The sequence below is a fragment of the Sphingobium sp. LF-16 genome (assembly GCF_003711185.1).
Classification (GTDB): domain Bacteria; phylum Pseudomonadota; class Alphaproteobacteria; order Sphingomonadales; family Sphingomonadaceae; genus Sphingobium; species Sphingobium yanoikuyae_A.
Map to the genome: position 1 here is coordinate 1,785,153 of NZ_CP029335.1, position 26,412 is coordinate 1,811,564.

General features: G+C 66.3%; 19 protein-coding genes and 2 pseudogenes. 2 read left to right on the top strand and 19 right to left on the bottom strand.

Features of this window, described 5'->3' with window-relative positions:
• Positions 1–51: 51 nt before the first annotated feature.
• Both DIZ22_RS08370 and DIZ22_RS08375 read right to left on the bottom strand, forming a co-directional pair.
• Positions 52–870: an arginyltransferase gene (locus DIZ22_RS08370; RefSeq protein ID WP_004212177.1), complete on the bottom strand. Its 819-nt coding sequence runs from the start codon at positions 868–870 to the stop codon at positions 52–54.
• 123 nt (positions 871–993) lie between these two features.
• Positions 994–2,241, bottom strand: coding sequence for a threonine ammonia-lyase (locus DIZ22_RS08375; RefSeq protein ID WP_048936960.1), 1,248 nt, complete (start codon positions 2,239–2,241; stop codon positions 994–996).
• A gap of 97 nt (positions 2,242–2,338) precedes the next feature.
• On the opposite strand from DIZ22_RS08375, the gene DIZ22_RS08380 reads away from it, so the two are divergent.
• Both DIZ22_RS08380 and DIZ22_RS08385 read left to right on the top strand, forming a co-directional pair.
• Entirely contained in the window at positions 2,339–3,208 is an 870-nt protein-coding gene (locus DIZ22_RS08380) for an NAD(P)-dependent oxidoreductase (protein ID WP_010339958.1), read from the top strand.
• 8 nt (positions 3,209–3,216) lie between these two features.
• Positions 3,217–4,905, top strand: a complete 1,689-nt coding sequence (locus tag DIZ22_RS08385; protein WP_048936961.1) for an amidohydrolase — start codon at positions 3,217–3,219, stop codon at positions 4,903–4,905.
• Positions 4,906–5,006: 101 nt separating this feature from the next.
• On the opposite strand, the gene DIZ22_RS08390 is transcribed toward DIZ22_RS08385, so the two are convergent.
• The 17 genes and pseudogenes from DIZ22_RS08390 to DIZ22_RS08470 form a co-directional block, all read right to left on the bottom strand.
• Complete coding sequence (locus DIZ22_RS08390; RefSeq protein ID WP_048936962.1) at positions 5,007–6,749, bottom strand: hypothetical protein; 1,743 nt, start codon at positions 6,747–6,749, stop codon at positions 5,007–5,009.
• A complete protein-coding gene (locus DIZ22_RS08395; RefSeq protein ID WP_048936963.1) occupies positions 6,749–7,495 on the bottom strand; it encodes an FkbM family methyltransferase in 747 nt (248 codons plus the stop codon). The genes DIZ22_RS08390 and DIZ22_RS08395 overlap by 1 nt, the downstream gene beginning before the upstream one ends.
• Positions 7,492–8,631 carry a glycosyltransferase family 4 protein gene (locus DIZ22_RS08400; protein WP_048936964.1) on the bottom strand — a complete coding sequence of 380 codons (1,140 nt, stop codon included), beginning with the start codon at positions 8,629–8,631 and terminating at the stop codon, positions 7,492–7,494. Before DIZ22_RS08400 ends, DIZ22_RS08395 begins: the two co-directional genes overlap by 4 nt.
• A complete protein-coding gene (locus DIZ22_RS08405) occupies positions 8,628–9,911 on the bottom strand; it encodes a hypothetical protein (RefSeq protein WP_122928778.1) in 1,284 nt (427 codons plus the stop codon). Before DIZ22_RS08405 ends, DIZ22_RS08400 begins: the two co-directional genes overlap by 4 nt.
• Before the next feature lie 14 nt (positions 9,912–9,925).
• Positions 9,926–10,678: a methyltransferase domain-containing protein gene (locus tag DIZ22_RS08410; RefSeq protein WP_048936965.1), complete on the bottom strand. Its 753-nt coding sequence runs from the start codon at positions 10,676–10,678 to the stop codon at positions 9,926–9,928.
• A 76-nt stretch (positions 10,679–10,754) separates the two neighbouring features.
• Positions 10,755–11,888, bottom strand: a complete 1,134-nt coding sequence (locus DIZ22_RS08415) for a glycosyltransferase family 2 protein (RefSeq protein ID WP_048936966.1) — start codon at positions 11,886–11,888, stop codon at positions 10,755–10,757.
• A 2-nt stretch (positions 11,889–11,890) separates the two neighbouring features.
• A complete protein-coding gene (locus tag DIZ22_RS08420; protein WP_122928101.1) occupies positions 11,891–13,261 on the bottom strand; it encodes a sugar transferase in 1,371 nt (456 codons plus the stop codon).
• Positions 13,262–13,304: 43 nt separating this feature from the next.
• A pseudogene (locus DIZ22_RS08425) lies at positions 13,305–15,201 on the bottom strand (XrtA/PEP-CTERM system amidotransferase).
• A gap of 10 nt (positions 15,202–15,211) precedes the next feature.
• Positions 15,212–16,747 (bottom strand): exosortase A, encoded by a 1,536-nt coding sequence (gene xrtA, locus DIZ22_RS08430; protein ID WP_048936969.1) that lies wholly within the window; start codon positions 16,745–16,747, stop codon positions 15,212–15,214.
• The gene (locus DIZ22_RS08435) at positions 16,744–17,973 is read right to left on the bottom strand and encodes a TIGR03087 family PEP-CTERM/XrtA system glycosyltransferase (RefSeq protein WP_048936970.1); all 1,230 of its coding nucleotides are present in this window, start codon (positions 17,971–17,973) and stop codon (positions 16,744–16,746) included. Before DIZ22_RS08435 ends, xrtA begins: the two co-directional genes overlap by 4 nt.
• Positions 17,970–19,043 (bottom strand): FemAB family XrtA/PEP-CTERM system-associated protein, encoded by a 1,074-nt coding sequence (locus DIZ22_RS08440; protein WP_048936971.1) that lies wholly within the window; start codon positions 19,041–19,043, stop codon positions 17,970–17,972. The genes DIZ22_RS08435 and DIZ22_RS08440 overlap by 4 nt, the downstream gene beginning before the upstream one ends.
• Before the next feature lie 60 nt (positions 19,044–19,103).
• Positions 19,104–20,181, bottom strand: a pseudogene (locus DIZ22_RS08445) (FemAB family XrtA/PEP-CTERM system-associated protein).
• On the bottom strand, positions 20,178–21,026 hold the full coding sequence (locus tag DIZ22_RS08450; RefSeq protein WP_080993530.1) for an XrtA system polysaccharide deacetylase: 849 nt from the start codon (positions 21,024–21,026) through the stop codon (positions 20,178–20,180). The pseudogene DIZ22_RS08445 and the gene DIZ22_RS08450 overlap by 4 nt, the downstream one beginning before the upstream one ends.
• Positions 21,027–21,058: 32 nt before the next feature.
• Positions 21,059–22,279 carry an XrtA/PEP-CTERM system-associated ATPase gene (locus tag DIZ22_RS08455; RefSeq protein ID WP_037507928.1) on the bottom strand — a complete coding sequence of 407 codons (1,221 nt, stop codon included), beginning with the start codon at positions 22,277–22,279 and terminating at the stop codon, positions 21,059–21,061.
• Between the two features lie 58 nt (positions 22,280–22,337).
• Positions 22,338–23,942, bottom strand: a complete 1,605-nt coding sequence (locus DIZ22_RS08460) for a hypothetical protein (RefSeq protein WP_048936973.1) — start codon at positions 23,940–23,942, stop codon at positions 22,338–22,340.
• Positions 23,939–24,877, bottom strand: a complete 939-nt coding sequence (locus DIZ22_RS08465; RefSeq protein ID WP_048936974.1) for an AAA family ATPase — start codon at positions 24,875–24,877, stop codon at positions 23,939–23,941. The genes DIZ22_RS08460 and DIZ22_RS08465 overlap by 4 nt, the downstream gene beginning before the upstream one ends.
• A gap of 14 nt (positions 24,878–24,891) precedes the next feature.
• Positions 24,892–26,412 carry an XrtA system polysaccharide chain length determinant gene (locus DIZ22_RS08470; RefSeq protein WP_048936975.1) on the bottom strand — a complete coding sequence of 507 codons (1,521 nt, stop codon included), beginning with the start codon at positions 26,410–26,412 and terminating at the stop codon, positions 24,892–24,894.

Below are 26,412 nucleotides of genomic sequence, written 5' to 3' on the forward strand. Positions count from 1 at the left end.
CTGCACGTAACCGGAATGATCGAGAATCTGTAATTTACAGAAACTGCGCCGTCAGCGGCGCAAGATGGCGGCCAGTTCGACCGGCAGCGGCGGCTCGTCCCGCGGCATGACGACACGGATCGCCTGCGCCTGCTCCTCCGGATCGAAGCGGACCCAGCCGGCGCGGCTGAGCTTTTCGAGCGGGCGGTAGCGGATCTTGTACTGCATCCGCTGCGAGCCATCGACCCAATAGCCCAGATACACATAGGCCAGGCCCGCGCGGGCGGCGCGCTGGATATGATCCATGATGATGAAGTTGCCGAGGCCCGGACGATCTTCCAGTTCGGTGTCGAAGAAGCTGTAGATCATCGACAGGCCGTCGCCCTGGCGATCGGTCAGGCAGGCGCCGACCAGCTTGCCGGGGCGGCCATCCTCGCCGGGCAGGCGATATTCGACGACATGGCTTTCGACCGGGGTCTGTTCGACCATGTCGGCAAAGTCCATCTCGTCCATTTCGGTCATGCCGCCGCCGGGATGCCGCGCGCGCAGATAGCGCTGGAGCAATTCGAACTGCTCCTCGGTCGACCAGGGCTTGCAGGCGGTGACGACGAGGTCGCTGTTGCGGCGGATCAGCTTGCGCTGGGTCGCGTTGGGCTTGAATTCCTGCGCGACGACGCGCACCGACACGCAGGCCGAGCAATCGGCGCAGCTGGGACGATAGGCGACATTCTGGCTGCGGCGAAAGCCGATACGGCCGAGCGCATCATTGAGTTCCGAGGCATTGTCGCCATTGAGTTCGGTGAAGACCTTCCGCTCGCTCTTGCCCGGCAGATAGGGGCAAGGGCTGGGGTTCGTCACGAAGAAACGCGGAAAGCGGAATGGTGCGCTCATGCCTCTCCCCCCGATTCAGTCATGCGAATTTGCCTTTTCATGGTCGGACTATGCCGTCCCGGCCCAACCATGAAAAGGTCATTTACCACGAAATTTTTACCGATGGTTAAGCATGTCCCAAAATCAGGCAACCTCGATCGGCGCGACCTCATAACCCGCCGCGCCCAGCGCCGCGATCAGCCGCTGGAGGTGAGCGCCATCGCGGGTTTCGCACTCGACGTCGAGGCTGAGCCCCTTGGCCGGCAGATTGGTGAAGATGCGCTGGTGCGACAGTTCCAGGATGTTGACCGCTTCCTGGTCGAAGATGCGGGCGACATGGAACAGCGCGCCGGGCCGATCCTGTAGGATGATACGCAGGCGGGCGAGACGTCCCGAACGGGCGAGATCGCGCAGCAGCACATTGGCGAGCAGGCGGGTGTCGATATTGCCGCCGGTCAGGATCAGGCCGACATTGCGACCGGCAAACTGCTCGCGATAGCTGAGCAGTGCGGCGAGGCCGGCCGCGCCGGCCCCCTCCACCACCGTCTTCTCGATCTGGAGCAGCAGGCTGACCGCCTCCTCCAGCCGGCGTTCGGTGACCAGCAGCACATCGTCGGCCAGACGCTCGACGAAGCGACGGGTGAGCTCGCCCGGCTGCTTCACCGCAATACCCTCGGCCAGCGTGTCGCCGTCGCAGGCGAGGTCCGCGCCCTTTATGAAGTCATACATCGACGGATAGAGTTCCGCCTGCACGCCGATCAGGCGGATGTCCGGCTTCATCGCGCGCGCCGCGGTGGCGATGCCCGAGAAGAGGCCGCCGCCGCCGATCGGTATGATCAGCGTGTCGATCTGCGGCGCATCCTCCAGCATTTCCAGACCGACCGTGCCCTGGCCGGCGATGATGTCGGGCTCGTCGAACGGATGGATGAAGGTCAGGCCCTGCTCCACCTCCAGCTTGCGGGCATGGGCATAGGCGTCGTCGAACTTCTCGCCATATTGGACGACGGTGGCGCCATGGCCCTGGGTCTGGGTGACCTTCACGATCGGCGTGGTGGTCGGCATGACGATGGTGACGGGCACGCCAAGGCGCTTGCCATGATAGGCAAGACCCTGCGCATGGTTGCCGGCAGAGGCGCCGATCACGCCCTTGGCCTTGGCCGCTTCATCGAGTTGCAGCAGACGATTGAGCGCGCCGCGTTCCTTGTAGGCGGCAGTGAACTGGAGATTTTCGAACTTCAGATAGACGTTGCAGCCAAGCATTTGCGAGAAGGTCTGGCTAATGAGCGTCGGCGTCTTGACGATCGACCCGGAAATGCGTGTCCGGGCCGCAAGGATGTCATCGACGGTGACGGGCAGCGGCAGGGCGCCCTCTATCTTGCTCAGCGTGTTCATGGCGCAGCGCCCTAACGCAAAATTGCCGGTGAAGAAACTGGCACTTGCCGAAAACTGGCCCTATGGCTTGGTTGCACGCACGAAATGTACGAGGCTTATGGCTAATATCGCGTTTATCGGCCTGGGGGTCATGGGCGGCCCGATCGCGGGGCATCTGGCCAAGGCGGGGCATCATCTGACCGTCTACAATCGATCGATCGGCAAGGCCAAGAGCTGGGCCGAGGCCTATGGCGGCGAAGTCGCGATCAGTCCGGCCAAGGCCGCCGAGGAGGCCGACATCGTCATCAGTTGCGTCGGCACCGACGATGACCTGAGCCAGATCACGCTGGGGCGCGAAGGCGCGTTCCGCACGATGAAGCCGGGCGGCCTGTTCATCGACCATACGACCGTTTCAGCGCGCATTGCCCGGCAATTGTCCGTCGAGGGCGAGAGCCTGGGCCTGCACTGCGTCGATGCGCCGGTGTCGGGCGGTCAGGCGGGCGCCGAAAATGGCCGGCTGTCGATCATGTGCGGCGGGTCCGCCCCGGCAGTGGCGGCCGCGACGATCGTGATGCAGGCCTATGCCGCGCGCATCGTCCATGTCGGCAAGGCCGGCGCGGGCCAGACGACGAAGATGGTGAACCAGATCTGCATCGGCGGCGTTCTGCAGGGCCTGGCCGAAGCGATGCGCTTTGCCCAGGCGGCGGAACTCGACCTGGACAAGGTGTTCGAGGCGATTTCGGGGGGCGCAGCGCAAAGCTGGCAGATGGATAATAGATGGAAGACGATGGCGCAGGACAGTTTCGATTTCGGATTTGCGGTGGACTGGATGCGCAAGGATCTGGGGCTGGCGCTGGAGGAAGCGCGGGCCAATGGCGCGACCCTGCCGGTGACGGCGATGGTCGATCAATATTACGCCGACGTGCAGGCGATGGGCGGCCATCGGCAGGATACCAGCGCGCTGGTGCGGCGGATCACCCGCGCATGAGGAAGATAATGCTGGCGGCGATTGCCGCGCTTGCTTTGCCCATGCCCGCTTATGCATCGGGCGTGATCGACAATGTGAACGGCATCGCCATCGGACCGGATGGCAAGATCGTCCATTTCGGCGCGCTGATGATCGACGATGAGGGCAAGGTCGAGAAGCTGATCCAGGGCCGCTATCAGGAGCCCGAGTACAAGCCCAAGAAGCCCAAGCGCGGCCAGCCCTGGCCCGAGCGGCCGAAAGGCCCGAGCTTCAAGCTGGACGCAGGCGGCAAGACGCTGATCCCCGGCCTGATCGACGCGCATGGCCATGTCATGGGGCTTGGCCTTTCGCTGATCACGCTGGACCTGTCCGACACGAAATCGCTGGCCGAGGCACAGGCGAAGATCCGCGCCTATGCGCAGGAGAATACCGGCCGCAAATGGATCATCGGCACCGGCTGGAACCAGGAGACATGGGGGCTGGGCCGGTTCCCGACCGCAGCCGAACTGGACGCGGCCGTGGGCGATATTCCGGTCTGGCTGGAGCGGATCGACGGCCATGCCGGCTGGGCCAACAGCGCCGCGATCCGCGCGGCCGGCGTCAGCGCCGCGACCAAGGCGCCGGCTGGTGGCCGGATCGAGATGGCAGCGGGCAAGCCGGCGGGCGTGTTCGTCGACAAGGCGATGGACCTGATCCAGAAGGTCGTGCCCGCCCCTGCCCCCAAGGATCGCGACAATGCGCTGGAAAAGGCGCAGCGCGCGCTGCTGGCGGTGGGGATCACCGGCATTGCCGACATGGGCACCAGCATCGAGGATTGGCAGGCCTTCCGCCGGTCGGCCGATCGCGGCGCGCTGCGCGTGCGGATCATGTCCTATGCCTATGGCCTCGACAATATGGTGCTGATCGCCGGGCCGGAACCCACGCCCTGGCTGTATGACGATCATCTGCGCATGGGCGGGATCAAGCTGCTGCTGGACGGCGCATTGGGGTCACGCGGCGCCTGGCTGAAGGCGGGCTATAGCGATGCGCCGGGCCAGCGCGGCCTGCCGATGATCCCGTCGACGCAGCTGCGCAACATCATGAGCCGGGCGGCGATGGACAATTTCCAGGTTGCGGTCCACGCGATCGGCGACGCCGCCAATGGCGAGATACTCGACGCGATCCAGGAAATGTCGGACACCTATAGCGGCGACCGGCGCTGGCGCGTCGAACATGCCCAGATCATCGATCCGGCCGACCTGCCGCGCTTTGCCCGCTATGGCACGATCGCGTCGATGCAGCCGGTGCATGAAACGTCGGACTGGCGCATGGCGACGGCGCGGCTGGGCGAGGCCCGGCTGAAGGGCGCCTATGCCTGGAAGGCGATGCTGGACAATAAGGTGCCGCTGGCATTCGGTTCGGACGTGCCGGTCGAAAGCCCCAATCCCTTCCCCGGCATTGCCGCCGCCATGTCGCGACAGGACGCCAGGGGCGAGCCGGCCGGTGGCTGGATGCCCGAGCAGAAGGTGAGCTTCGAGGCGGCGCTGGACGGCTTTACCCGGCAGGCGGCCTTTGCCGGCTTTGCCGAGAAGAAATTCGGCAGCCTGGTGCCGGGGCAGCGGGCGGACTTCCTGCTGATCGACCGCAATATCGAGACGGCCAGCCCGACCGACATTCGCGGTACGCAGGTGCTGGAAACCTGGATCAACGGCAAGCGGGTCTATGTGAAGGGGCAGTGATGCCCCTCACTTGCCCTTCAAGCTAACGCATTGCGTCATTGCGAGCTAAGCGAAGCAATCCATGGATCGCCACGCTTCGCTCGCGATGACGGCCATGGTATCTAGAAGGCGTTATCGGCGGCGTTCATGGCGTCGTCGATCGTCTCGGGCAGCGGCGGCTGGACCGGGCGATCGCAACCGGCCAGCTTCATATGGGCGCGCAGCGTGTCCATGCGCCCGAGATTCCAGCGCGCCAACGGCACGCCGAGCGGGCGGAATTCGGCGCGGTCGAACAGCTCGACCACATAGGTCTTGCACAGCTCGTCCACCTGATCGAGCGTCAGCATGCCGAGGTTCATGACCATCGGCTTGCCCGGCACGCCATTACGACCACGCACCAGATCGGTGACGTAGAGGCCGCCGCGCGGATCGACCAGAACGACGTCGGCGCGCGAGGCGTCGATCATGCGGTGGCTGGCGGCATAGGGTTCGACGAAGACATGGGTGCGCCAGACCAGGAAGCCGGCGGTCAGCAGCGTCACCACGAAGCCGATGAAGATCGGCCGCATCGCCCCCTGTGGCCGGAAGCGCGCCCAGCCAAGACCGCCCAGCAGGCAGAAGGGGCCGATGAAGCCATGGGCATAGCGGAAGCCCCAGCCATAGCCCTGCGCCAGCGCCAGCAGGCACCCGGCAAGGCAGCCCAGCGCCAGCGGCAGGGCGATCTCACGCCCGCGGATCGCATCGCGCCAGCGCATCGCCAGCACGCCCAGGCCCGCGAGCGGCACCATCAATATATTGTTCCAGGCGGCATAGCGGCTGAGATTGACCAGCGGCTGCCAGCGGTCGCCCAGGCGCTGGAACAGGCTGCCGACCTTGTCGGCGACGCCGGCAGACGGGCGCACATCGGTCGGCGCGCCCAGCGCATGGAGCAGGAAACCGGGCCAGATCTTGGCCCAGACGATGACGATCGCGACCAGGGTCAGCGCGTGGAAGGCGGCCACGGTCCAGCGCCGCGCCAACAGCATCCAGAGGATGAAGGGGGCGATGAAGATGGGCGGGAAATGCCATTGATGCAGCCCCGCCGCGATCAGCGCGACCACGCCGGCCGAGAGGTGGCCGGCAATGCCGCCGCGCAGCACCAGCGCCAGCCAGACCATGTTCAATGCGAAATGGCCGGTCATCGCATAGGGGGTCATCGCCGTGACCCAGAGCTGGGCCGAGGAAAGGCCGAGCAGCATCGTTACCCAGACGGCATCGGGCCGGTCGGGGAAGAGATGGAGCGCCACCCGCCACAGCGAGAAGAGGCCGAGCACCAGCAAGACCGGGCCGGCGAGATTGGGGTCGCCCATCTGCCAGAACAGGGCCTGGATCGCGCTGTTCACCGGCAGATAGGCAGCGGTCCAATAGTCGGCGGCGCCGAAGGGTGAGAAAAATTCGGGCATGATCGCCCGGCGATAGGGTTCCCATTCAACCGGGATCGGCCGGGCGAACAGGCCTTCGCGCATATAGGCGGCGGCAAAGCGCGCGACCTCTTCATCGCGGGAAACCGAATAATCCTGGAACAGGGCATAATGACCGGCCCAGGCGGCCAGCCCCAGCAGCACGATGATCGGCACGATGATGCGCGCGCGCGGTTGCGGCAGGCGAAAGCCCATCCCCTCCGCAAAGGGCGCGGCCAGCGCCAGCAGGAACAGACCGATCATCAGCGCCGGAAAATCCTGGTCCAGGAACAGGATGACGGCGAGGCTGACACCCTGACGCCAGGTCACATGCCACAGGAAGGTCGCGCCCAGCCACAAAGCGAGGCCGATCGCCCCGGCAAGGAACAGGCGCCGCGCGCTGACGAAGGGCATTCCCCCCGGCATCAGCTGTCCAGCAGCGCCTTGTTGACGAAGATGCCGTCCATTTCGACCAGCAGCGGGAAATGGCCCTTGTTATTGGCGAAGAAGGCGGAGGGGACGAAGGCGCGTGCCTCCAGCCAGTCGATCATCGCGCGATAGCCGGTGCCGCCTTCATAGATGGGACGCACGCCCAGTTCCGTCTGGATGCCGGCCATGTCGGCGATGACGCTCCCCGCCCCTTCGCAGACCGACAGGTCATGCCCTTGCGTGTCCATCTTGAGGAAGGGCCGGGCAAAGCCATGGGCGGCGCGCAGTTCGGGCAGCAGGCTGTCGAGCCGGCGGCACTGCATCTCGACCGTCTTCGTCACCTTGTTCCGATCGGCGAAGATCGCGTCCTGTGCGCCCGACGGCGCCTTCAGGGAGCTGAACTGGTCCGCGGCCATGATGTTGAAGCTGGCGGTGCCGTCGAAATCGGACAGGGCCATGTTGAAGACATGCCATTTGCAGTCCGACGCAGCGGCCTTGCTCAGTTCGGCAAAGACGTCCGGGTTCGGCTCGAAGGAGAGGATGGTGCCGGCAAAGCCCGCATCCTTGCGTGCCATGGTCGCATATTGGCCACGATTGGCGCCGACGTCGAACAGGCAGTCGATGGCGAAGGCGGACAGGAAGCGCTTGAGCGCCTGGATTTCGGGATATTGGTGGACGCGGCCGGCCAGCGCCAGGCGCAGGGCCAATGCTCGGTCGGACAATTCGCGGACATAGCGGCTCATGCGCGCAGCACCTGGCGGTAAATATCCATCGTCGCCAAGGCCATGTCCTTCCAATTGCCCATAATATCTCCATAGGCGCGCGCCCGCGCCCCCACTGCCTGCCTGATGGCCGCGCTTTCGATCAGCGGCAAGAGGGCTTGGCCAAGCGCCACCGCATTTCCGGCCGGAACCCGCGTGGTGACGCCGTCCGGCAAGGCGCCGAACATACCCGCGTCGGAGGTGACCATCGCCTTGCCATGGTGCAGCGCCGACAGGAAAGCGCCGCTCGAATCGATATGGCGATAGGGAAAGACCATGAGGTCGGCTTTTGCCATATGCGCGTCCAGCCGGGGTTCGGTGAGGAAGCCGAAATCGGTGATGAGGCGGTCGCCGAAGCCGGCGGCATGAACCGGATCGAGGATCGGGGTGACATCCATGAAGGGCTTGCCGGCCAGCACCAGTTCGAAGGGGTGACCCGCGCGCCAGAGCGACAGGCAGGCCTCCACCAGCAGGTCGACGCCCTTGTATGGGCGGATCGTGCCGAAGAAGAGGATGCGGGGCGCGGCGGGATCGGGAATGGCCGCAAGGTCCGCCGGGGTGGCGGGCGCGAGCCGCATCGGCGGGTGCGGCGTCACATGGATGCGGGTGGGATCGACGCCCTGCCCGACCAGCGCCGCGCGCGTCGTGTCGCCATGGACGATCAACGCATCGAACCGATCGAGCAGCGCGCGATAGCCGCGCCCCTGCAGGCCGCTGTCGGCATGATAGGCATCGGCATTATGGACGGTGTGGACGAGCGCGGTGCGGCCCTTGAGCCGATCGAGCATCAGCCGGTCGGCCGGCGCCAGCGGCAGCCACTGGACATGGGTGACGTCCGCGCCGGTCATCGCATCGAGATTGCCGAGCGCGCAGGTCAGGCCATATTCGGCCGCCTTGGCGAGACGGAAGGCCCGCCCCTCCCCCAGCCGATCGCGCAGGGCCTCGCTGTGGCGGAAGAAGCGCGGCGCGTAGCTATAGCCCTGCGGCACGATCGCATCGGTAGCGCGCATCGGCCGGCCGAGCAGGGTCACGTTAGCGCCCGCCTGCGCCAGGCCGGCGCACAGCCCGTCATCATAGCGCCCGGTGAAGAGCGACGGATCGAGCATGGCAATCTTCATGCGCGCACCAGTCGGCGCAGCGAGACGAGATGCAGGCCGGCGGCCAGCATCAGGGTCAGGGCATAGAGGCCGAGGAAGCCGAGATCGAAGCGATCGGGCCAAAGCGCGCCGGCGAGCGGAACGCTGAGCAGCGAACCGGCAAGGAAAGGCAGCGAGCGCTGGAGCAGATGGGCAAAGCGGCCGAGCGCGGCCTGGACATAGACCGAGACGCAGATGACCGAGAGCGCGACCAGTGCCAGCGCGGTGAGGCCCAAGTCGGCCTGGTCGATCGCGGCGCGGCTGTCGAAGAGCTTGTCGAACAGCCAGCCGCCGATCAGCATCAGAAACGCCGAACCGGCGAGCGCGAAGAAGAGCGCGGCGCCGAGCGCACGGGTCAGGAGCTGGCGCACCCGCGCGCTTTCGCCGGCATGATAGGCGCGGGTGATGCGCGGCAGGGCCGCCTCCACCATGGCGCGCACCAGCATCGAGAGCGAGCGCGACATCTTGAAGAAAAAGTCGAACAGCAGCATCGGCCGGGCATCGCTGGTGGCCATGGCGATGGTGAAATAGGGCGCGTTATAGGCGACGATGTCCGACACGGTGAAGGCCGCCGACGCGCCGATATCGCGCAGATAATGGCGGCGCACATGCCCACCACCAACGCGGAAGGCGAACCAGTGGCTGCGGCGCATGCCGAGGCGGCGATGGACATGGACGATGGCATAGCCGATCACCAGAACGCTGACCGCCAGTTGCAACGCGACCGACAGACGCGGATCGAGCCCGAACAGGATCGCCGCCAGCAGGCCGATCGTCACCAGGCGGCGGGCGCAATCCAGCCCTTCCCACAGGAAATTGCCGTCGATCGCTGCCAGCGCCCGCTTGGCGAGCAAAGCCGACAGGTTGAGACAGGCGGTGAGGAAGAAGAGCAGGAACAGCGCCGGCATGGCCGTATGCAACCCGCCCAGCGCCAGCGCGCCGAGCAGGATGACGACCGCGCCGGCGATCAGCAGGCCCAGGAAGAGGAAGAGGACACCCATTTCCTCCAGCCGGAACCCGCCATCGGCCGCCGCCTCATCGCTGCCCAGCCAGAAGCGGCGCAGGCGCGCATAGATGATGCTGGTAAGGCCGAATTCCGCCGAAATGGTGAAATTGCCGAAGGCGACGAGCAGCAGGAAGGCCTGGAACTCCGCCAGCGGCAGCACCCGCACGAAGACGAAGGTGACGGCGAAACCCCAGATCATCACCAGCCCGACATTGGCGAGCTTGACCAGTGCGAGGATGCGGGCGGATGCCTCCATCCGCGCGAGCATGCTCACTGCGTCGCAGTTCCCAGCGGCTTGCGCGCGCGGAACAGCCGATCATCAAGCGCATAGAAATGGCGCGTGTCGGCGTCGATGTCGCGCGCATCGATTTCCTCCAGCTCGAAGCCGGCGGCGCGGATGCGATCGGCGAAGTCGAGGCCATATTGGCGGACATGGTCCCACTGGCCAAAGCGCCGTTCCCGCTCGCGCGGTGGGATGTCGAAGCTGCCATCCTCGGTCGGCTTGTCCCACAGCGGCACGATCAGCCAGGCTTCGCCGCCCGGCTTGAGCGCGCGAAGGATATTGCGCAGCACGGCCATGTCGTCGGGCACATGCTCCATCACATGGCTGGCATAGAACAGGTCGTAGCGATCGCTGTCGGACAGCGCCATCAGGTCGACCTTGTGCATGCCGGGCACGGTATAGCGCGCGGGATCAAGATCGGCCGGGACATAGTCGGCCGCTTCAGAAAAGCGCTTCACCAGGCTCCCCTCATTGGGGGCCATGTGCAGGATCGCGCCGTCGGTCGGCACGGTCAACACGCCCTTCATGATGAGATAGTTCATCAGCCGCTCACGCGGCGAGGCGTTGCAATTGGGGCAGCCCCATTCGCCATTGTCGCCATAGCGGAAGAAGCCGATGACCGTCATGCCGCAGGCCGGGCAGCCGCGATTGGCGGAGGCACCCAACGCCTTGCGCAGGTCGAGACCCAATTTGGTCAGATGCTTGCCGGCGGCCTTGGCCACCCGCTGGACAGTAATCACGCCATTCTCCGCTCGGTATCAGCTTCCGGCCTATACAATATGGCGCGGCTTTGGCGAGGGGGATCAGCGCGAAAGATTATCGCGACTGGGCCGGATTCCAGATCGTGACGGTGCGGCCGCGCATGGCCTTGACCACGCCCTTCAGGGTTGCGGCATAGGCAATCAATATATCCATCAATGTTGCCAGCGGGCCGCTGCGGGCCCGTCCGCCGATGCGGAAAAGGGCCGTCACCGCGATCACCCCCAGCATGGCGAGCAGGATCGACAAGCGCAACGCCAGCACCAGCACAGCGAGCGCGCCGATCAGAATGAACAGGCCGCCGAACCAGCGGACGATCTTGCGCGAGGCATATTTGAACCGGTCGATCGCCGCCATGCGGCGCAGTTGCGGGCGCAAATGGCTGTGCGTGTGCCAGGCGCGGGCGGCGATCCGCACCTTGCGCCGATACTCGTCCCCGCGCCCGGTCACCAGCCGCTCGCGCGCGATCACATCCTTCGCTTTCACCAGCCGCTTGCCGGCAAAGACCACCGCCATGGAGACGGTGAGGTCGTCGAGCACGCTATCGGGAAATTCCGGATAGAGTGAGCGACGGATCGAGAAGATCGAACCGTCGGCGCCCAGCACATTGCCGGTGCGCGACTCCTCGTCCTTCAGCCTCTCCTCGATCCGCCAGTAGAGCGAGCCGACGGCCGCGGTCGCGCTGTCGCCCTCGCCCAGATAATGGAGCGATCCGAGCACGCCACCAATATCGGGATCGGCATAGCGAGCGAGCAGATTGTCGATCGCGTCGGCATCCAGCAGCACATTGGCGTCGGTGAAGATCAGCACATCGCCGCGCGCACGGGCAGCAAGCAATTTCATGCCATGCGCCTTGCCGCTGCGTCCGGGGCCCTGCAACAGGGTGATAAATCCGCCGCCCCCCTGCGCAGCGATCAACCCGGCGGTGCCGTCTGACGATCCATCATCGAAGGCCAGGATTTCGAGGGTAGGATGCCGATCCTTCAGCATCGCCAGATTGGCGAGCTTGTCCGGCATCGAGGCAGCCTCATTATAGGCGCAGAAAAGCAGCGAGGCGCTGGGCAGCGGGCCATCGGCCGGCGCTTCCGCACGGGTCGGCAACAGGCGCAGGATCAGCGGATAGAAGAAGAAAGGCCAGGCGACCGCGACAAGCGAAAGCAGCAGGACAAGGACAAGCAGAAGGTCGATCATGATCAATAGGCCTTGTGATGCACCAGAACACCCAGCGTCGCGACGATGATGCGCAGGTCGCGCCAGATCGACCAGTCGCTGACATATTCCAGATCCGACTGGAGCCGGTCGATCAGATCCTGATGATGGTCGGTCGCGCCGCGATGGCCGCGCACCTGGGCAAGGCCGGTCATGCCCGGCTTGATGCAATGCCGTTCCCAATAGCGGGCGTCGACCTCCCAATAGAGGCTGTCGCCCGCCTTGGCGGCGGCGGCATGGGGGCGCGGTCCGACGACGCTCATGTCGCCGTTCAGCACGTTGAAGAGCTGGGGCAGTTCATCGATGCTGGTCTTGCGCAGGAAGGCGCCGACGCGGGTCACGCGATCATCATCGCGCTTCGTCAGCGTGGCAGCCTTGTGGTCGCTCGCCTCGGTCCGCATCGAGCGGAACTTGTAGATGGAGAAGGGCCGCCCATCCTTGCCGATGCGCGGCTGGCGGAAGAGGATCGGGCCGGGGCTGGTCAGCTTCACCGCCAGGGCAGCGCCGAACAGGACGGGCGACAGCGCGATGGTGGCAATGGTGGCGACGAGGATGTCGAACAGCCGCTTGATCAGGCGATCACGGAATTGCAGCGGGCCGCCGGCGACGATGATCGTCGGCTGGCCGTCAAACTCATCGACGCGCGCGGGGGCAAAGCGCAGCAGTTCGGGGACGACGATCTCGCCCCGCGCCGACAGCGACTTGAGCGCGGCCGACCAGTCGTCCATCCGTTCGAGCGGACAGGCGACGATCACGCGCTCCGCCATGCCGACGGCGGCGGCCAGGCGTGCGGCCATGTCGGCGTCATGGCGTTCGGGGTGGAGATTGGCGGCGTCCGCCTGGATCACCTCCATATGGGCGCCGGTCTCGATCGCGACCCCGTCCATGATGACGGCGGTGAGATGTGGGACATCGCCCAGCAGCCGGACGGCGAGGCGCGCGACGGCCAGACGCACCAGCGCCAGCGTCGCCGCGCCGAGCAGCAGGCCGGTGAGGAAGGTCAGACGGGACAGCTGTTCGGCGATCTTGCCCAGATAGACGATCAGCAGCATCAACAGCGCCGCCTGCGCCAGCGCCAGCAGTGCGCGGAAGATGCCGCGCCGCACCCGATCCAGCGTGTTGATGCCATAGGCACCACCCTGCACCGCGAGGATCGCATAGAGTGGCGCGACCATCGAGAACATCACCAGGCCATGCGGCTTGCCCGGTTCGCCCAGGAAGGCGCCGACGACCAGCCAGTTGGCGAGGAGGAAGGCGATGAACAGCCCCGCCATGTCGCCGGCCAGGCACAGCGCATAGAGGCGCAGCCGCACAATTTCCTTCGAGACAGTCAATGAGGCGCCCTGCATATTCATTATGCTGTCCCGTTGGCACCGGGCGGGGCCGGTTGCAAGGGGATCACGCGCCGAACAGCCGGCCGAGCGCCTTGTCGAGCATCACCATTTGCCAGAGCAGGCGACCATGGTCGGATATGCCGGCCTTATGGTCGGCCGCGATTTTCGCCAGCATCTTCGTGTCGAACCAGCCGGTGCGGGCGAGGGCCGAGCCGCCGGCGACCGCCGTCGCCTCGCCCGCCAGCGCGCCGCGGAACCAGGCGCTGATCGGCGTCACGAAGCCCATTTTAGGGCGATAGAGAATATCCTGTGGCAGGAACGGCTCCATCGCCTTCTTCATGAGATATTTGCCGCTATTGCCGCGAATGCGCTGGGCAACCGGCAGGCGGGCGGCAAATTCGACCAGCCGATGGTCGAGCAGCGGCTCGCGCGCTTCCAGGCTGACGGCCATGCTCATCCGGTCGCTCTTGGTCAGGATGTCGCCGGGCAGCCAGATGCGGATATCGGCATATTGGGCGCGATCAAGCGGGTCGCGCGCCGGGGCATTGGCCATCGCCTTGATATAGCGATCCTCGGCGCGATAGGCGCCCAGCCGGCTCTTCATGTCCTGGCTGAAGAGACGCTGGCGCAGGGCATGGGGCGTGACCCCGACCGAGGCGGCATAAGCTTCGCCGCCGTCGCCAGCCAGTTCGAGGAAGGTCGATTTGGCGCGCAGCGGGCGCGGCGCCCAGTCGGCCTTGGGATAATAGCGGCCGAGCGTGCCGAACAAGGGTTCGCGCACCGACGCGGGGATCAGGCCACGCAGCCTTTCCCCCTGCATCTGGAAACGGTGGCGGCGATAGCCGGCAAACGCCTCGTCCGCGCCATCGCCGGACAGGGCCACCGTCACCTGTTCGCGCGCCAGTTCGCAGACCCGGTAGGTCGGCAGCGCGGAGGCATCGGCAAAGGGTTCGTCGAAATGGAAGGCCAGCGTGTCGGCCAATCCATAATCATCGGGTGATACGATACGGGTGCGATGGTCGGTGGCGAAGCGCCGCGCGATCCGGTCGGCATAGGCGGTCTCGTCCAGGCTGGCGACGTCGAAGCCGATGGTGCAGGTCTTGACCGCCTGGTTCGACGCCTCTGCCATCAGCGCGACGACGCTGCTGCTGTCGACGCCGCCGGACAGGAAGGCGCCGAGCGGCACGTCGGACACCATGCGCGAGCGCACCGCCTGACGCATCAGGGCGACGAGCTCCTCCTCCAGCGCCTCGGGCCTGGCCTTGCTGCGATCGGCAAAGCTGATGTCCCAATAACGCTGGGGATGGGGCAGCGGACGGCCGCGCACCAGGCGCAGCGTCTCACCCGCCCCGAGCTTGCGCACGCCCGCGACCATGCAGGCATCGTCGGGGACATAGCCATAGGCCAGATAATCCTCGACCGCGCTCAGGTCCGGCGCACGGCGGAGCAGGGGGTGCGCGAGCAGGCTCTTCAGTTCCGATCCGAAGATCAGGCTGCCATCCGACAACAGGGCATAATGGAGCGGCTTCACCCCCAGCCGGTCGCGCACCAGCCAGAGCGACTGGGCGCGCGCATCGAACAGGGCGAAGGCGAACATGCCGTTGAAGCGGCTGACGCACTCCTCGCCCCATTGGCGATAGCCGTGCAGGATGACCTCGGTATCGCTGTCGGTGCGGAAGACATGGCCCTTCGCCTCCAGTTCGGCGCGGACCTCGGCGAAATTGTAGATTTCGCCGTTGAAGGTGACGACCAGGCTTTCATCCTCGGTCAGCATCGGCTGGGCGCCGCCGCCAAGATCGATGATCGACAGGCGCAGATGGCCGAGGCCCACGCCCGGCGCGGTCCAGATGCCACTGCCGTCCGGGCCGCGATGCGGCATCACGTCCAGCATGGCGCGCACCCCGCGCCGGATCGACCGGCTTGGCCGTTTCGAGATGGAAGATGCCCGCAATTCCGCACATTGTTACGGTCCTAGCCTATGCCCGCGCTGCGGTCAGCCAATTCCTTCACATTGCCCAGATCGCGCAGGAAGGCGGCGATCGCCGCGTCGGAGGGATGGCCCGGATGCTCTTCAGCGGAAACGAGGATCGCGACCGAGCGCGGATCGCGGCCGAGCAGCCGGGCCAGCATGGTCTGGATCTTCACTTCCGGCTTGCTGCCGGTCGGTGCGCCCTGCCCCACCACATAGAAGCTGACGACATGGCGGACGAGCGGGCCGGGACCGGTGATCTGCTCGCCGCGTGCGTCGGCGGGCGCCGGCGCGGGCGAAGACCAGGTCCATTCCTTGTCGGGATCGACCGCGCCCTGCCCGAAACCGACCAGTTCGCGCTTGTCCTCCTGCCGGTCAAAGGCGGCGACGACGAGGTCCACGACCTGTCCGTGCGCATTGGCATAGCGGCCCGAGATGAAATGATCGGCGCCATCGAAGCGCGGTTTCCAGGGATAGGTCTGGGCGGCACTGGTGCGGGTCCAGCCCGGCACCGCCGGCAGATCGATGCGCGATGGCAGCGGACGGGCGGTGGCCGCAGTGGCCGCCAGCCAGAGCGGCGCGGCAACGATGATGCCGAGTGCGATGGCCGCCATCATGCCGGCCGGCGCCTGCCGCCGGACGGGGCGCTGCAGCGGCGCGGGATCGAACCAGGGATCGCCGGGCTTACGATCGAAGAATGGCCAGGCGGTCGCCATCACGATGATCATAATGATCGCGAAAAAGACCCAGCCATAGACGACATGGTCGAAACCGACGGCCGCGTCGACCGTGGTCAGATGGGCGACCAATATGGTGGCGAAGGCGCGCACGCCATTGGCCAGCACCGACAAAGTGAGCGCCCCGGCCATGAACAGGATGCGGCGCGGCCAGGTCTGGAAGCAGACATTGCAGACCAGCGCGCCATAGGCGGTCATGGCGATCAGGAACTTGGCGCCCGAACAGGCCTCCGCCACCTCGAAATAGCCGGTCGGGGTGGTGATGAAGATGCCCTCCATATGGGCGGGCACGCCGGCCAGCGTCAGGAACATCATCGACAGATGCGCCGTCACCAACTGAAGATGCGGCACGATCTCCTCACCGAAGGGGACCATGAAGAAGGCGTAGAAGAGCGGGAAGAGCAAGGCGCGCGCCACCATCGGCCCGAGCAGCGCGATCACCGCACCCTGAAGCATCAGGACCAGCGCGCCATGGCGGACCATCGCGACGCCCGCCGCCGCGCCGAGCAGCCAGGCAAAGGCGCCAAGGCCCAGCCAGATCAGGCCCGGCGGCCAGGCGACCGGCTCCAGTTGGCGCAGGCCGGGCAGACGCTGCTGCACCAGCCAGGCGATGAGGATCGGGATGAAGAGACAATGGCCGAAGGTGGACGCGTTCCACCAGATCGAGACCATCGAATAGAGATCGTCGAAGAAGAGCGTCAATATGGCAGCCGCGACCACGCCGAGCGCGGTCAGATGGCCACGCCAGCCGGCAAGACCGATGCGCGGCATATCGGCAAGGGAACGGGCGCGATCGGTCATGCGGCCTGCGGATCGGCCCTGCCCGGCGCGCCGAGCAGCAGGTCGGGCAGACCGCCCAGCGTCGCCGACCAGCGATAGCGGTCCTCGACACGGCGGCGGGCGGCGAGGCCGAGCTGCGTTCCTCGCGCTGGATCGGCGAGCAGCGACAGGACCGCCTGGGCTTCGGCCACCGGGTCATCCGCGACCAGGAAATCGCGGCCATCGACCGCATCAATGCCTTCGGCGGCCTGGGGCGAAGCGACGACCGGACGGGCCATCGCCATGGCTTCGAGCACCTTGTTCTGGATGCCGCGCGCGATGCGCAGCGGGGCCACCACCAGATCGGCAGCGGCCAGCCAGCCACGCACATCAGGCACGCCGCCGGTGACGATGACGCCGGGGAGATCGGCAAGTGCCTGCACCGGCTTCGACGGATTGCGGCCGACAATGGCGAAGCGCGCGTCAGGGCGTGCGGACTGGATGGCGGGCAGCGTCTGGCGCGCGAAACTCTCGACCGCCTCGACATTGGGGCGATAGTCCATCTGGCCGGTGAAGACGATCAGCGGCCATGCCCCCTTATCGACCGCCGGGAAATCGGCGGCGGGGTCGAAATAGTCGAGCGCCACGCCATTTTCGAGCGCGACGATCCGGTCCGGGCCAAGGCCACAGGCATCGCGAAACAAGGCCGCTTCGGCCTCGCTGACGAAGCTGCAGATATCGGCGCGGGCCGAAACCTTGCGCTCGAAATCGAGCAGCACGCGGCCCTCGCGCCGATTGATCCAGCCCATCGGGCCAGATTCCTGCGCGCCATAGGCGGCATATTTGGCCGAATCGAAATCGACGAAATCCATCAGGAACCGCACCCCCGCCGGCAGCATGGGCACGAAATGCGCCATCTGCGCCGAATAGGCAATGACGGCGCGGATCGGCCGTTCGGCCATGACCTGGGCGACCCAGCGATGCAGGTCCGGATGATCGAACAGCGACACCAGCAGCGACTGGCCGCGCGCCAGGCCCGAGAGGCCGGCGACGATGCGCGAACGGTCGCGCATCAACACGCACTGGCTGGCCGTCAGTCGCGCCATGTCCGGGGCGAAACCCATGTCGCGATCATCATCGGCAAAGCAGCCGACATGGACCGGTGCCATCTGCGCGAGCCGCTGAAGCAGATGATAGGACCGGATCTTGTCGCCCCGGTCGGGCGGGAACGGGATACGATGGCAGAGGAAAAGAAGCTCACCCGTCATCCAAGGCCCCGCGCGATATGCGGGCCGATGAGGTTGGCGACGGGCAGCGGCAGTTTCTTCCACAATTCCACCTTGCGCCGATATTGCGGCGAGAGCGGATTGACGTCACGCGTCTCCTTGCCCGGCGCGGTGCGCAGATGATAGCCGAGGGGATCGCCCTCGAAACCCCATGTCTTCTTCCAGGCGGCGGGGCCGGTGCCGACTTTCGACCGGCCAAAGTCGAAATGGGTGAGGCCGCGCTCGCGGGCCTGGCGCATCAGGGTGAAATAGAGGACTTCGTTGGAGCGCATCGCCCGCGCCTCCAGCCCGGCGCCATGCCAATAGGGCATGCAGGCGCCGCCATGATAGAGGCTGATGACCGCCGACAGGGGCTTGCCGTCCTTCGATACCATAGCGATGTCCGCATCCGCCCCGAACCGGTCGAGGATGGCATCGAACAGCGCGCGCGGGAAGACCGGCGTGCCCAGATTATGGACGCTCTGGCAATAGAGGCGATAATGGATGTCGCGCAGCCGCTGGTCGCGCCCGGTCTCGAACTGGAGGTCGTTGCCCAACCCCTTGCGGATTTCCGCGCGGTGGCGCTTGGGCACGGCTTTCAGTTCCGCTTCGTCATCGGCGGCAAGCGCGCGCGAGAAACCGAGATAGGCGTCGGCCTTGTTCTGCCATGAGGCGCCGCCGGGCGCTTCGCCGCCGCGCAGTTCCAGCGTGTCGCAGCCGAGCTTTTCCGCCTGATACCAGGCCGCGTCGGCCAGTTTGGCGATCGCCTTGCGATGGGAAGCGAGAATGCCGCCATCGACCGCGAATCCGCTGCCGACCAGCGCCTTGCCGAACAGGGCCGAACGGATATGGGTGAGCGGCAGCACGCCGTTGATCTCGCCCGAGGGCGTGCGGGCGACCAGCATGATCGCCTTCTGGCCGGTGCCGGCCTCCACACCCATGATCCAGGCCGGTCGATGAAAGGGCGTCGAGCCCGGCTGGGCGCAGACCCAGGCATCGATTTCCGCCACGACAGCCGGGTCGGACAGACGCGCCTCTCCGACGATGACGCTCAGATCGACAATCGCATTCATCTGCTCATTCCCTCAGTACCCTGGCACCGGCATAGGCCCAAAGGACTGAATATATGGTAATCAGCCGAGGCCCCGACTGATCATCGGCCCCAGCAGATTGGCGACCGGCAGCGGCAATTTCTTCCACAGTTCGATCCGCCGCTGATATTTTGCGCTGGTCGGGCTGACGTCGCGCAACTGGCCGGTGGGCGACCAGTCATAATAGACGAGCGGCTGCGGATCGAAGCCAAAGCTCTTTTTCCAGGCGGCCTGGCCGCTGCCGACCTTGGACCGGCCAAAGTCGAACCGGCGGGCGCCGCGGGCGCGGCCATGGCCCATCAGGCGATAATACATGAGTTCGTTGGAACGCAGCCGGCGGGCATCGGCGCCGCCGCCGCCCCAGAAGGGCATGACCCGGTCGCCATGATAGAGGGTCAGCACGGCCGAGACCGGGCGATCGCGATCGCCATCGCGCACGATGCTAATGTCGGCATCCGCGCCAAAGGCGGCAATTACCTCGCGGAAGAGGCGCGCGGGGAAGACCGGGGGTACCGAGGTTACGAACGCATTCGGCATAGATGCGATAATGGTCGCGCAGATGTGCCGTCGAGCGGCCATGATCGACGGTCAGCGCCGGATTGGCGAGCGCCTTGCGCAGTTCGGCGCGGTGCTTGCGCGGTATGGCGAGCAGTTCCGCCTCGTCATCGGCGGCAAGCGGGCGGACGAAGGCGACATGCTCGCCCTCGCAGACGCGCCACCCCTCCCCCGGTGCGACACCGCCGCGCAGTTCGACCGGCACGTCGCCCCGCGCCCGCGCTTCATTCCGGGCGGCAGCAGCCAGGGCGGCGATCACGGCCGGATCATCGGCCAATATACCGCCGTCGACGGCGAAGGCGGCGGACACCAGCGCCTGGCCGAACAGGCGGCTGCGCACATGCTGGAGCGGCAGCAGGCCGCAAATCTGGCCCGATGGCGCAGCCGCCGCGAGCATCAGCGCCCGGTTCGCGGTCGCCCGCTCGATCGCGATCAGCCAGGCCGGACGATGGAAGGGCGTGCTGGCGCCATGAGCCAGCACATAGGCATCGGCCGCCTGCGCCTGCGCCGGATCCTTGAGGTCCAGCGTGGTGATCGCCAGATCGGCCCGGTTGCCCGCGATCATGTGGCGCGCGCCGCTTCCTGCGCAACCAGCGCGTCGACGCGGGTCCAGGCGAAATCCTGGGTCAGGCGGCGCAGCTTGGCGGCCATGACGGACAGATTGGTATAGTGGCGCACCCGCGAGCGCAGTGGCGCGCCGGCGACGCGCGGCTGATCCGGGTCGATTTCCCAGGGGTGGAAATAGATGATGGCGGGCCGCTGCGCCTGGCCGTTCACCTGGCGGATCGCCCAGCGTGAAAAGCCATAGGGCAGCAGGCGGAAAAAGCCCCCGCCGCCGGCCGCCAGCGTGCGCTGGCCCAGCTTTGCCGTGGTGACCGGCAGTTCGAGCAGCTCCGATCCCGCCACCGGCTTCCAGGCGAAGCGGGGCGAGTCGGGCCAGCCATAATGGTCGTGCCGGATCGGCGCGACACTGCTGGAATAGGCATAGCCTTCTTCCGCCAGGATCGGATGCGCCCAGGGCGTGCGCGGATCGATCGAGAAGCTGGGCGCGCGATAGCCCGACACCTTCTGCCCGCTGGCATCCTCCAGGATTGCGCGGGACTTGCGCAGGTCGGCGCGAAACTGTTCGGGCGTGAAGGTGAAGACGCGGGCATGGTCATAGCCATGGCTGGCGACTTCATGCCCGGCTTCGGCAATGCGGCGCATCAAAGCGGGATAGCGTTCGGCGACCCAGCCCAGCGTGAAGAAGGTCGCGGTGACGCCGGCCTGCGCGAACAGGTCCAGCACCGCATCGGTGTTGCGCTCGACGCGATGCGTCAGCCCCTCCCAATCGGAACGGTCGATCGTCCGCTCGAAGGCGCCGACCTGGAACCAGTCCTCGACATCGACGGACAGGGCATTGTGCATCATGATCTTGTCCCGGTGTTGCCGCGCGGGCGCGATCAGGCGGCGTTACGCTCCGGATCGGCGGCGCGTTCGTCGCGCTCGACCCAGTCGACCAGCAGGGTCAGCACGCGGCGCAGCGCCGCATCCTGTTCCTCGACGCGGAATTCGAGGCCCGACAGGCGCTCCTCGATCAGGGCAAAACAGCCCTTGAGCGCTTCGGGATCGACCGTCGGCGCGGCATAGGAGGCATGGTTCTGCATCGCGCGCAGGGCGGCGATTTCGGCACGCAGCGCCTCGATCTCCTCATGCACGGCGGGCGACACGAGATCGGGCTGCGCCGGGGCCTGCCAGGCGACCGCCTGCGGTGCGGGGGCAGCGGCGACCGGTTCGGCCGGTGCGATCGGTTCCGGCGCGGTTTCGCCAGCGGTATCCAGCACGGACGGGGCGATCGGTTCGGCGCTGACATCCTCGTCCACGCCCATATCCTCGATCACCGCTTGGACCGCCTGACCGTCAATCTCGGTCAGTTGCTCCAGCGCGCCCAGCAGCAGCACGCGGCTGACCAGCGCGTTGATGCGGCGCGGCACGCCGCCGGTGGCGGCATAGATGGCGTCAAGCGCATCGTCGGTGAAATAGGGATTGCCGGTCCAGCCGACGAGCGTCAGGCGATGGCTGATATAGGGTTCGACTTCCTGCGGCAGCATCGGGTCGAGATGATGGGTCGCGATCACGCGCTGGCGCAGCTGCTCCAGCTCGGGCGACCGGACAAGGTCGCGAAATTCGGGCTGGCCGAGCAGGAATATCTGCAGCAGCGACTGGCCGCCCAACTGGAAGTTGGACAGCATGCGCAGTTCCTCGATCGCCGAGACCGGCAGGTTCTGCGCTTCGTCCACGATCAGCAGCGAACGGCGGCCGGCGCGGGCCTGGCCCTGCAAATAGGCCTCGATCTGGCGCAATATCTGCGCCTTGGCGACGCCGTCGGTGGCCAGGCCGAAGCTCTGCGCGGCAAGGCGCAGCATGTCGTCGCCCTCGACCTGGGTCGACACGATCTTGGTCGCGGTCAGGCGCGCCGGATCGATCGTGCTCATCAGATGGCCGACCAGCGTCGTCTTGCCGGCGCCGATGTCGCCGGTGATGACGATGAAGCCCTCGCCCTGCGCCAGACCATAGCCCAGATAGGACAGTGCCTTGCGATGCGTCGTGCTCTCGAAATAGAAATGCGGGTCCGGCGTCAGCTGGAACGGGCGGCCCTGCAATCCATAGAACTGATCGTACATCTGTCGTCTCCATCCGGCATGCCGGCGTCGCATAGACGCCCTTATAACCGGAATTCCCTTAAAAGCTGTAACGCAGGCCGACCTGGCCCATCGCGTTGATCAGCGTGTCAAAATCATCCGCCTTCGCCGCATCGACGCCGAGCGAAGCCGATGCCGTAAGTTTCCTAGTCAAGCCTCTGAAATAGCTTGTGAAGGCACCATAGTTCAAGACATCGGCGCGGGCGCCGCTGGCATCGAAATAATTGATGTAGACCGCCGTATCCAGGGAATCGCGGTCGTTGAACGCATAGGTGACGGTGCCATTGCCATACCAATTCTGGTCGTGGGTACCGCTGATCAGCACGCTCTGGGTCGTCGGCGTGATGAACTTGCGGTTGGAATAGCCGCCGCCCAGGCCAAAGCCCCAGGGGCCGCGCCGGGTGGAATATTGCCCGGCGACGCCACGATAGCGGAAATTGGCGCCGGTGATGCCGGCCAGCGCATCGTTGAAGCATTCGCCCCCGCCGGTCGGCGAGAAGGCGCAGCCGGTGAGATCGCCGGTGAAGGGATTGCGCGGCACGATCAGGTTGGTGCCGGTGAAGGCGGCCGCATCCGCCGTGATCATCCGGCCGAAGCTTTCAATGCCGTCGAACACGGCGATGCCAACGCTGCTGTTGCGCCCCTGCCAGGTGAACTGGCCCTGATAGGACATGCCGCCATAGCGTTCGCCCACCGTCGCCTTGAGCGAAGTACGGCGATTGGGCCGCCACAGCACGCCGACATCCCAGATCAGGTCGCCGAAATCATAATAAAGTTCGCGTGGCGAACTCTTGTCGGTGACATAGCGGCCGTTGCGGATGATCGGCACCCCATCCTCGTCCAGCAAGGGCGCGCGCTGGCTGATTTCGATATCCTCATAGCCGATGCCGCCGAGCAGCGCGACCGTGGGCGAAACCGGCATGATCGCATCGACCCGGCCCCAGACATCCTCGAACCGCTGGTCGAGCTGGCTGGCATCCTCGCGGCTATAGCCCGCGCTGGCGGTGAGGCCGACCGGCAATATCGTGCCCGGCGAGAAGCCGATCGAGCCATTCAGGTCATGCGTCCAGCTTTGCGCGAACGAGCCATTGGCAATCGCGGCGTCCGGGGCATTCACATCGACATCGTCGTCGACGCGGGCATAGCCCAGCCGATAGGAAGCCTTGATGTCGAGATCGCCGACCTTCGTGGCGTAACTGGGGCCGATATAGCCGCCCCAGATCTGGCTGGTGTAGCGATTGTCGATCGCCGCAGCGCCCGAATAGCCGTCGGTGCGCACGCGCGAGGCGATGCCGCCGGCCTGCAGGGTGAGTTCGGGGGTCAGCTTGTAGCCGGCATTGGCGATCCCACTCAGCACGTCGGAATCGGTCGCGTGGCCCCAGCCGAAACTGTGCATATACTGGACGTCCGCTGCGGCGTTGAGCCGGCGGGTCTGGACCTCCACCGTCACGCCGGCGGTGAGATTGGTATAGGTCACGACGTCGCCGTCGCCCTTGAGCGGCACCATCACCACCTGATCGATGCCCAGATAAGGCGTCACGTCGACCTTCCTGGTGGACGCAGGCGTGCCTTGTGCCAGCGCCGGGGCGCTGACACTGGCAAGCACCAGCAGCGAGGTGCCGGCGATCAGGTCACGCGCGGTCATCCCGCCTCGCCCTTGCCATAATAGGAACCGAAGCGACGAGCCCCGCCGGTATAGCGGACGGCGTTGAGCAGCAACTGGACCTGCGCCCCGCCCTTCAGCAGTGCAGCCGCCTCCCGCAGCGCGCTTTCCGACGTCTTGTCGGCGCGCACCACCAGCAGCGCGACCGCGACATGGCTGGCCAGCACGGCAGCGGGCGAGGCCGCGAGCAAGGGCGGGGAATCGAACACGATGATGCGGTCGGGCCGCCCCTCGGTCAGCCGTTGCAGCAGCATTTCGGTCCGCGCCGAGGCGAGATATTCGGTGTCGGCATGGCTGCGCTGGCCTGCCGGCAGGACGGACAGCGAGGGAATGTCGGTGCGCAGCACGCAATCCTCGATCGCGACCAGCGGATCGGCGAGCGCATCCATCAGCCCCGGCCCGGCCTGCAGGCCCAGCGTTTCGGGGATGCCCGGATTGCCAAAATCGGCATCGACCAGCAAAATCTCGCGATCCTGCTCCGCCGCCAGACTGAGCGCCAGATTGATCGCGCAGAAGGTCTTCCCTTCGCCGCTATGGGGCGAACAGAGGAGGATGCGGTTGCCGCGCGGATTGTCCTGAAGATGGGTCAGCAGCCCGCGCTTGAGCAGGCGGAACTCCTCGCTCATCGCGGTGACCGGCGCGCCGGGCACCAGGAAGCCGGCTTCGGTCAGTCGGTCGCGATCGACCGGCTGGGCCGGGCTGGTCCAGGCCTGGGCACGGAAGATCGGCGCTTCATCGGACGCGACCGGAGCCGGCGCCGGCGGCGCGGGATCGAACATCGGCGGCGGTGGCGGCGCATCGGCCGGCACATCGACGGCCGGCGCCGCACGACCACGCAGGGCCGCCTGGAAATCGAAAATCTCGGTGGCGCGTTCGATCAGCGAGCCGCGGCCCTTGATGGGGCTATGCTGGTTCATGGGATCAGGCTCCTTCACGCCGTACCGCGCTGGATGAATTCGACGACGATCAACAACAGGCACAGGGCAGCCAGGCCGCCGCTGGCGCCCGCAAACCATTTCATCCGCTGCTTGTCGAGAGTGACCTGGGCCGTGCTGGCGACCTGGGTGATCGACCCGGCGACCGGAATGCCCACGGCCCGTTCCAGACGGGCGGCCGTCGGGAAGGTGCCCTTGAGCTGGCCGATCGCGAAAGCGACGCCAATGCCGGCGCCGATGCCGAGGATCAGTACGCCCAGCAGCAGCAGCGGCCGGTTGGGTGCAGCGGGCGCCGTCGGCAGGCTGGCGGGCTGAAGCACGCTGAACTGCACCGCACCGGTTTCGGTCTTCACGTCGCCACGCAGGCGGATCTCCTCGCGGTCGGCGAGCAGCTTGTCATATTGGGTCTGGAGCGCGGCATAGTCGCGATCCAGCTTTTCCTGTTCGGACGCCACGCCCGGCTCATCGATCTGATGCGCGGTCATGGTGTTGAGATCGGCCTGAAGCTGCGCCTTGCGAGTCGACAGCGCCTGCACGGTGGCGGCCCGTTCGGCCTGCATCGACTTTATCGACAGATAGGCGGGATTGGGCGTGCCGGCAGCGGCCGCGCCACTGGCGCCGCCCTGGCGACGCAGATTGTCGACCTGCCGCTGGGCGGCGATCACGTCGGGATGGCTGGCGGTCCAGCCGCGCGCGCGCATGCCGGCGAGTTCGGCCTGGGCCTGGGCCAGCGGGGATGCACCGCCGCCGACCGCCACGCCCGGCAGGGTCGCCGGGGTGCCAGCCAATTGGCCGTTCATTGCGCTGAGCGCGCTCTGCGCCTGCACCAGCTGGGCATCGATATTGTTGATTTCCAGACGGGCCGCATCCATGCGCTGGCTGATCGTGCCGGCGCCCGGCAGCACGCCGGCATAGCGCTGGGCAAATTCGACGCGCCGCTTGTCGGCCGCTTCGAGCTGCTTGCCGCGACCGGCGATCTGCTGGTCGAGGAAGGCCAGGCTCTGACGGGTTTCGGTGCGGCCGCCGGTCAGATTTTCTTCCTGGAAGATGTCGATCAGCTTCTGCACCACCTGCTGGGCGATGCGGGCATTGGCGCCATCCGACAGGCCACTGTCGGCCGAGGTCGCGCTGATGTCGATCATGCTGGGGTCCGCTTGGGCCAGCACGGTGATATGCTCACGCAGGGTGGTGATCTTGCCCGCCACGTCGCGCGGTCCGGAAATGGTCTGGGCAAGGTCGGTGCCGCGCACGACCTTTTCCAGATTTTCCGCGCTCAGCAGCGTCTGGCGCACCCGGTCGAGATCCTGCTGGGACTGGACCTGGGTGATGCCGATCTTGTCCTCCAGCAGCGACTGGGTGTTCACATAGACCCGCGCCTTGGATTCATAGCCATTGGGGATGAGCGACACGCCCAGCCAGCCCAGCATGCACACGCCCCAGGCCACGGCCAGCGCGATCCAGCGCCGGCTCCATATGCCGTGGAGGAGGACCAGCAGCTCGTCGTACAGACCCGCCAT

Coding starts and splice junctions, on each gene's coding strand:
- DIZ22_RS08370 (WP_004212177.1), bottom strand. CDS start 870: ATGAGCGCACCATTCCGCTTTCCGCGTTTCTTCGTGACGAACCCCAGC.
- DIZ22_RS08375 (WP_048936960.1), bottom strand. CDS start 2,241: ATGAACACGCTGAGCAAGATAGAGGGCGCCCTGCCGCTGCCCGTCACC.
- DIZ22_RS08380 (WP_010339958.1), top strand. CDS start 2,339: ATGGCTAATATCGCGTTTATCGGCCTGGGGGTCATGGGCGGCCCGATC.
- DIZ22_RS08385 (WP_048936961.1), top strand. CDS start 3,217: ATGCTGGCGGCGATTGCCGCGCTTGCTTTGCCCATGCCCGCTTATGCA.
- DIZ22_RS08390 (WP_048936962.1), bottom strand. CDS start 6,749: ATGCCGGGGGGAATGCCCTTCGTCAGCGCGCGGCGCCTGTTCCTTGCC.
- DIZ22_RS08395 (WP_048936963.1), bottom strand. CDS start 7,495: ATGAGCCGCTATGTCCGCGAATTGTCCGACCGAGCATTGGCCCTGCGC.
- DIZ22_RS08400 (WP_048936964.1), bottom strand. CDS start 8,631: ATGAAGATTGCCATGCTCGATCCGTCGCTCTTCACCGGGCGCTATGAT.
- DIZ22_RS08405 (WP_122928778.1), bottom strand. CDS start 9,911: ATGGAGGCATCCGCCCGCATCCTCGCACTGGTCAAGCTCGCCAATGTC.
- DIZ22_RS08415 (WP_048936966.1), bottom strand. CDS start 11,888: ATGATCGACCTTCTGCTTGTCCTTGTCCTGCTGCTTTCGCTTGTCGCG.
- DIZ22_RS08420 (WP_122928101.1), bottom strand. CDS start 13,261: ATGAATATGCAGGGCGCCTCATTGACTGTCTCGAAGGAAATTGTGCGG.
- xrtA (WP_048936969.1), bottom strand. CDS start 16,747: ATGACCGATCGCGCCCGTTCCCTTGCCGATATGCCGCGCATCGGTCTT.
- DIZ22_RS08435 (WP_048936970.1), bottom strand. CDS start 17,973: ATGACGGGTGAGCTTCTTTTCCTCTGCCATCGTATCCCGTTCCCGCCC.
- DIZ22_RS08440 (WP_048936971.1), bottom strand. CDS start 19,043: ATGAATGCGATTGTCGATCTGAGCGTCATCGTCGGAGAGGCGCGTCTG.
- DIZ22_RS08450 (WP_080993530.1), bottom strand. CDS start 21,026: ATGATGCACAATGCCCTGTCCGTCGATGTCGAGGACTGGTTCCAGGTC.
- DIZ22_RS08455 (WP_037507928.1), bottom strand. CDS start 22,279: ATGTACGATCAGTTCTATGGATTGCAGGGCCGCCCGTTCCAGCTGACG.
- DIZ22_RS08460 (WP_048936973.1), bottom strand. CDS start 23,942: ATGACCGCGCGTGACCTGATCGCCGGCACCTCGCTGCTGGTGCTTGCC.
- DIZ22_RS08465 (WP_048936974.1), bottom strand. CDS start 24,877: ATGAACCAGCATAGCCCCATCAAGGGCCGCGGCTCGCTGATCGAACGC.
- DIZ22_RS08470 (WP_048936975.1), bottom strand. CDS start 26,412: ATGGCGGGTCTGTACGACGAGCTGCTGGTCCTCCTCCACGGCATATGG.